At 39.7% G+C, this 6,416-nt stretch carries 6 protein-coding genes; 5 read left to right on the top strand and 1 reads right to left on the bottom strand.

Translation table 11 applies throughout. The annotated features are described in order from the left end of the window. Together WBN20_RS07840 and WBN20_RS07845 are read left to right on the top strand one after the other, a co-directional pair. Positions 1-461, top strand: a 461-nt coding sequence (locus WBN20_RS07840; RefSeq protein ID WP_424281287.1) for a LytR/AlgR family response regulator transcription factor, incomplete at its 5' end; no start/stop codon positions are given. A gap of 14 nt (positions 462-475) precedes the next feature. Next, positions 476-1,360, top strand: coding sequence for a dienelactone hydrolase family protein (locus WBN20_RS07845; protein ID WP_424281288.1), 885 nt, complete (start codon positions 476-478; stop codon positions 1,358-1,360). A gap of 130 nt (positions 1,361-1,490) precedes the next feature. Here the strand turns inward: WBN20_RS07845 and WBN20_RS07850 are convergent, their stop codons facing one another. Further along, on the bottom strand, positions 1,491-3,122 hold the full coding sequence (locus tag WBN20_RS07850) for a carboxylesterase/lipase family protein (RefSeq protein WP_424281289.1): 1,632 nt from the start codon (positions 3,120-3,122) through the stop codon (positions 1,491-1,493). Positions 3,123-3,218: 96 nt separating this feature from the next. On the opposite strand from WBN20_RS07850, the gene WBN20_RS07855 reads away from it, so the two are divergent. From WBN20_RS07855 to WBN20_RS07865, 3 genes are all read left to right on the top strand, one after another. Beyond that, positions 3,219-3,935: an NUDIX hydrolase gene (locus tag WBN20_RS07855; protein ID WP_424281290.1), complete on the top strand. Its 717-nt coding sequence runs from the start codon at positions 3,219-3,221 to the stop codon at positions 3,933-3,935. A gap of 103 nt (positions 3,936-4,038) precedes the next feature. Next, positions 4,039-4,863: a sugar phosphate isomerase/epimerase family protein gene (locus WBN20_RS07860; protein ID WP_424281292.1), complete on the top strand. Its 825-nt coding sequence runs from the start codon at positions 4,039-4,041 to the stop codon at positions 4,861-4,863. Positions 4,864-4,896: 33 nt separating this feature from the next. Next, positions 4,897-6,416, top strand: a 1,520-nt coding sequence (locus WBN20_RS07865; protein ID WP_424281291.1) for a carboxylesterase/lipase family protein, incomplete at its 3' end; no start/stop codon positions are given.

Here is a 6,416-nt window from a genome sequence, read left to right on the forward strand (position 1 = left end):
ATTATGCCCTGGAGAGTTATGATTTAAACGTGGTTGATTATTTATTAAAACCCTTTTCGTTCCAGCGTTTTGTAAAAGCAGTCTCGAAAATACCTGCGAGGAACAGTTTAAAACAAACGGAAGAAACTCTTTCTAATCATTATGAGAATCGCAAAGAAATTTTTATTAAGTCGGGATATGAACATATAAAAATCGCCATCAAGGATATTATTTATATTAAATCTGATGCGGATTATACAGACATTATAACCTCTGAAAAAAAATACTTATCTTCAGAACCCCTTCGTTTTTGGGAACAAAATTTAAATCAAAAACACTTCTTTAGAACGCATAAGTCCTTTATTATAAATACCTCAAAAATTGAAAAAATAATCGGAAACCAGGTCTATTTGATTGGAAGTATTAAAGCTCCTATTGGACGTGCTTTTAAAGAAAATTTTATGAAAAGTCTATTGCAGTAAATAAAAATACTATTATGAAAAAACTTAAAAAAGAAGATATTAAACAGGAAGTCTTTGACCTCTATGATGATTATGCACATAACAAATTACAGAGACGCGAATTTATTGAAAGACTATCTCTTTATGCCGTAGGTGGTATCACTATTTCATCTCTTATGAGCTTTATGATGCCCAACTACAAGGATACCATGCTGGTACCACCCAATGATCCCAGGTTGGAATCGGAATATATTAATTATGAATCTTCCAAAGGCGGTGGAACCATTAAGGGGCTTCTCTCTAAGCCCAAGGATGCTAAAGGAAAATTGCCTGGCATTGTTGTAGTACACGAAAACAGGGGGCTTAACCCCTATATTGAAGACACGGCGAGAATGGCAGCTTTGGAAGGTTTCATAACTCTGGCACCAGATGCCCTGACTCCTCTTGGCGGATATCCGGGTAATGACGATAAAGGCCGGGAAATGCAGCGAGAACGTGACCGAAATGAAATGCTTGAAGATTTTATTGCCGCCTATGAATTCTTAAAAGCCCACGAGGGATGCAATGGTAAAATTGGGGTAGTTGGTTTTTGCTTTGGCGGATGGATTTCAAATATGATGGCCGTGAAAGTTCCTGGACTCTCAGCAGCCGTACCTTTTTACGGTGGACAGCCTAAAGAAGATATCGATAAAATAAACGCGCCTTTAATGTTGCAATATGCCGGATTGGATACGAGAGTTAATGAGGGCTGGCCAGCTTATGAAGAGGCATTAAAATCAAATAACAAGGAATATGAGGCCTATATCTATCCTGATGTAAATCATGGTTTTCACAATACAACTACGCCGCGCTATGACAAAGAAGCGGCTGAATTGGCCTGGAAACGTACCATTGATTTTTTTAATAAAAACCTAAAGTAAAGGCGTACTTTTATTTCTGAAACCTATTTAAAGCGTTCACAGCAAAGTCATTAATGAGAGCTAAAAAAACCTGCCATATGGCAGGTTTTTATATTTTATCGTTTAATTTCAAATCTTCTAATCTACTTTCTCAATTTCCATAAGTTTTATCTAAAAATTCATAGCGGGCATCATTAGTGGCCTTTTTCGCCTCACTTTCCATATTGAGGATCATTACAGGTGGTGAGCTATCTTTGGCTGCAGCGGATGGCCAATTTGCCAGGTTTTCCCCATTTGGGTTAGCTGTTTTTATGAAATTGGCAAAATAATTTTGCATGGTTTCCGAAACCATAAAATCATCTTTGGTCCAGGCATAGTCATCAACCAGATGTAAGTTCCCCATGCAATATTCAATCTCACAGGCATGTGGAGCCCCAATAGGTTGTGGCATTTTAGGAGCCTCGGCATCTTTTTTAACTGTACCCCCCGCCAAGCCCGAAGCAAGGGTCCTATCCCTTAAAGAAGGGCGTAATTTGCTATATAGATATCGATAAACCGGTTGATCACTGTTTTTTCTGTGCAGATCGAACCATTTCCATGTACTGTAGGCAATAAAACGGTCGGAGGCCAGGTCTGTAGCAGATCTTTCTATTTCCTGTGCTGAACCATGAGGGTATAGTTTTAAAACCTCATCATGTGTTTCCGGATAGGCCTCTTTAACCTTTGCCAAATAGTTTTCCTCAGAGTAAGCTTGTCCTTGCATAAAAGCCATCCCGGGAATTTCAGCAGAATTCCATCCCAATAATAAAGGCACCATAGCTTGTTGCTTGCTTTCAAATATTTCGGGTAGGGATTTTGGTAAGAAATAGCCATCGATTACGGCCGGGAAACCGAACCTTTTCGATTCGTTGTATATTTCATAAACATCTCTTGTACTTAGTTTTCTTAATTCCGCCAGTCTAGGGTATCCCGCGTTTTTGGCAAATTCCGATCCGGTATTTTCTGCGTCCTTCAAGGATACCGGAGCCATTGTTGGTTTAATTCCGGCTCCACTCTCCCCAATAGCACCGGCAATCAAATTTTTGGAAAGCGGCGAGGCCATCTGTTGGCTAACCCCTATGGATCCGGCCGACTCTCCGGCAATTGTAATTTTATTGGGACTACCCCCGAAGGCGGCAATGTTCTTGTGCACCCATTTCAAGGCAGCGTTTTGATCCAGCAATCCATAGTTTCCTGATGCTCCGTAAGGGGCTTCGGCACTCAATTCCGGGTGCGCAAAGAATCCAAAAATATTTAATCGGTAATTCGTTGTAACCACTACAATCCCTTTTTTGGCCATACTCTCCCCATCATACCGATATTCTGAGGCATCTCCTGCAACATTTCCACCACCGAAAAAATAGAGCAAAACAGGCAAATCCTTAATGTTTCTGGTAGCAGGAGTCCAAATATTCAAATAAAGGCAATCTTCACTAACTCCGTTCGAACGAGATTTCATATCACCAAACACCAGCGTCTGCATGGGTCTCGGGCCAAATGTTTTGGTTTCCTTTATACCATCCCAATTGTCCAATGGTTGCGGTGCCTTCCATCGCAAATCACCTATCGGTGGTTTAGCAAAAGGAACTCCAAAGTAAGTTTGAATACCTGTATGTGTATTATAATTACCTTCAATGATACCATTGTCTACTTTCACCTGAACAGTAAAAGCATTGTTATTCTGAGCCATACCAATTGAACTTAAAAAGGGTAATAGAAGAGAAAAAATCACGGCTGTTTTCATGGGATAAAGTGTTAAATTTTTATTATTGTCTCATTTTGTTACAATAATACTTTTTTTTCTTGAAATTTTATCATTTATTTGGAGAAAGTTTAATTCTTGACAAAGATCAAAAAAAAGAAACTACCTGACAGTAAGGATTATATACCTCATCTGGCCTATGATTCGGTCATCTTTGGATTTAATGGGGATCAATTAAAAATACTTGTTCTGGAATATCATAATACCAAATTTTTCGCCCTCCCGGGAGGTTTTGTAAAACGAACTGAAAATTTGGATGATGCGGTAAAAAGAGGTTTAAGGGAACGAACCGGATTAGATAATATTTATTTGGAACAGTTTCATACGTTTGGTTCTCTTTCACGCTCCGATCCTAAGACAATGAGAAAGATCTTGCAAGAAAATAATTATGATTTAAAAGATAACTATTGGATGTTCGACAGATTTATCTCCGTGGCTTATTACGCTTTAATCAATTATGATGAAGTAAATCCGCAACCCGATAAACTCTCAGATTCCATTAACTGGTATGCTATAAATGAACTGCCACCCTTAATGATGGATCATCAGGAAATTGTTGATAAGGCGCTGCAAGTACTCAGGGATAATCTGGAAAGAAAATTAGTAGGCATGAACCTGCTGCCTCCTAAATTTACCATGAAGCAATTGCAACAGGTATACGAAGCTATTTTAGGAGAAAAACTGCGACGTACCAGTTTTCAACGTAAAATACTGGCAATGGATATTCTGCAGCGACACGAAAAACTATTTCAGGGGAAAGCCCATAAAGCACCTTATTTATACAGTTTCCATTAACAGGATGAATATAATGATATAGGAATACAGCTAATATATATATACAACAATGAAAAAATTAAACACAAAAACAACCGTAAAACTCCTATTCTCAGTTTTTGTAATGGCCGGGATAATTATGGTCAATGCACAAGAAAAATTCGGTGGTTTAGCACTATACACTGTAAGGGATGCCATGGAGACGGATGCTAAGACTACATTGCAAGCAGTGGCAGATGCAGGATACAGCTACTTGGAAGCTGCGGGCTATAAAGATGGTAAATTCTACAATATGGCCCCTGCAGATTTTAAAAAGTTATTGAATCAGTTAGGTTTAAAACCCATCAGTAGCCATCAGAGTACGGTAACTATGGAGAATGCAGATGCCATGATTGCCGATGTTAAAGCGGCGGGGTTTAAGTATTTTGTAATTCCTGTGCCTCCTATGGGGTTATTTAATTTTGATCGTGAAACCAGAACTATGAGTATGACAGGAGGTGCAGCCAATCTTGCCGAAATAGTTACCACCCTTGGCAAAAAATGCCAGGCCGCCGGACTTGAATTGCTATACCATAACCATGATTTTGAATTTCAAAAAGATTCAGATGGTATTGTGCCTATTGATTATTTGCTGGAACATTGCGACCCCAAATATGTAAATTTTCAAATGGACCTGTATTGGGTTACCAAAGCAGGAGCAGATCCTGTGGCTTATTTCGAGAAATATCCCGGACGCTTTAAAATCTGGCATGTAAAGGACATGGATGAGCAAGGCAGGTTTGCACCGGTAGGTAATGGAAATATTGATTTTTCCCGTATCCTAGAGAATAAAAAACTGTCTGGCATGAAATACTACATGGTGGAACAGGATATGACCTTCGATGGCCTGAAACCACTTGAAGCCATGAAGATAAGTCATGAAGGATTGAGAAAAATTGGTTTTAAATAAAACAATATTTATAGGAATACTAATATTAAAAAAATGAAAAAAATTAATCTATATCAAATGGGCCTGGTCCTATTTTTAATGACCATTTCTCTTTCTGCGCAGGAAGTCATTACGGGTGAGAATATCGCCGTGACTAAAACGGAATCAGGGAAAGTACGAGGGTATATACACGATGGTACCTATATCTATAAAGGAATCCCCTATGCCAAAGCAGAACGTTTTATGGCTCCAACAAAAGCTGATTCCTGGGAAGGTGTTAGAAGTTCAACCATGTATGGGCCTGTAGCGCCCCTCATGACGCCTACAACACAGGTTATGGATGAACCTGAATTTGTTTTTGACCATGACTGGGGATATCCTAACGAAGACTGCCTTCGAATTAATATTTGGACCCCAGGTATTGACGATGGTAAAAAAAGGCCCGTTCTTTTTTGGATCCACGGAGGCGGTTTTACTGCTGGTTCCAGTCAGGAATTACCTTCTACTGATGGAGAAAACTTAAGTAAAAAAGGAGACGTGGTGGTTGTTTCTATTAACCACCGCCTGAATATTTTAGGCTTTTTAGATCTATCTGCTTACGGCGATAAATACAAGCATTCTGCCAATAACAGCATTATAGATATCGTGACCGCACTCGAATGGGTAAAGAACAATGTTGAAAATTTTGGAGGCGATCCAGATAATGTAACCATTTTTGGACAATCTGGCGGTGGGGCCAAAGTAAATACGCTTATGGCTATGCCTAAAGCCAAGGGTCTTTTCCATAAGGCCATCAATCAAAGCGGGTCTTTCCGTACTGCCATGTTGGAAAAAAACGAAACACAGGCCATTACAGCAGAGGTAATTTCCAATCTTGGATTAAATGAAAATCAGGTGGATAGCCTGCAGAACATCCCTTTCGAAATTTTAAGTGCAGCTGGTGCCAAAGCGCTAAAGACGATTGAAGAAAAAATGAAGGCCGATGGTAAACCTGTAATCGGGTTTGGACTTAATTGGGGGCCTAGCCGGGATGGGGAAGACCTGCCCTATCAGTTGTATTCCAATGAAGCTTTTGATCTTTCCAAAGATATACCCCTATTAGTGGGAACAACAAAAAACGAATTTTCACCATTTGCAAATATGCGATTTGCCAAAGCCTCTGAACAGCAAATAATGGACCATATAAAGGAACAATACAAAGATAAGGCAGACGCCTATCTGCAGGCCGTCAAAAATGCTTATCCTAATGATACGGATCCAAAAGACTTAATTGACGTGGACTTAATGTTCCGTCCCGGGGCTGTTGATCAGGCAAATGAAAAATCTAAACTTCAAGATGGTGCACCGGTTTATATGTATCTTTTTACCTGGCAGTCCCCGGTTTGGGATGGTAAATATAAATCCTTGCATTGTATGGAATTACCCTTCGTCTTTGACAATATCGAGAGGGGTAAAAATATGACAGGTGGTGGTCCAGCGGCACATGCTTTAGCGGAGAAAGTTAGCAATTCCTGGATCAATTTTGCCAGAACCGGAAATCCGAACCACGCAGGTATTCCTGAGTGGCCGGCATA

This window comes from Eudoraea sp., assembly GCF_049665975.1.
Taxonomy (GTDB): Bacteria; Bacteroidota; Bacteroidia; order Flavobacteriales; family Flavobacteriaceae; genus Eudoraea.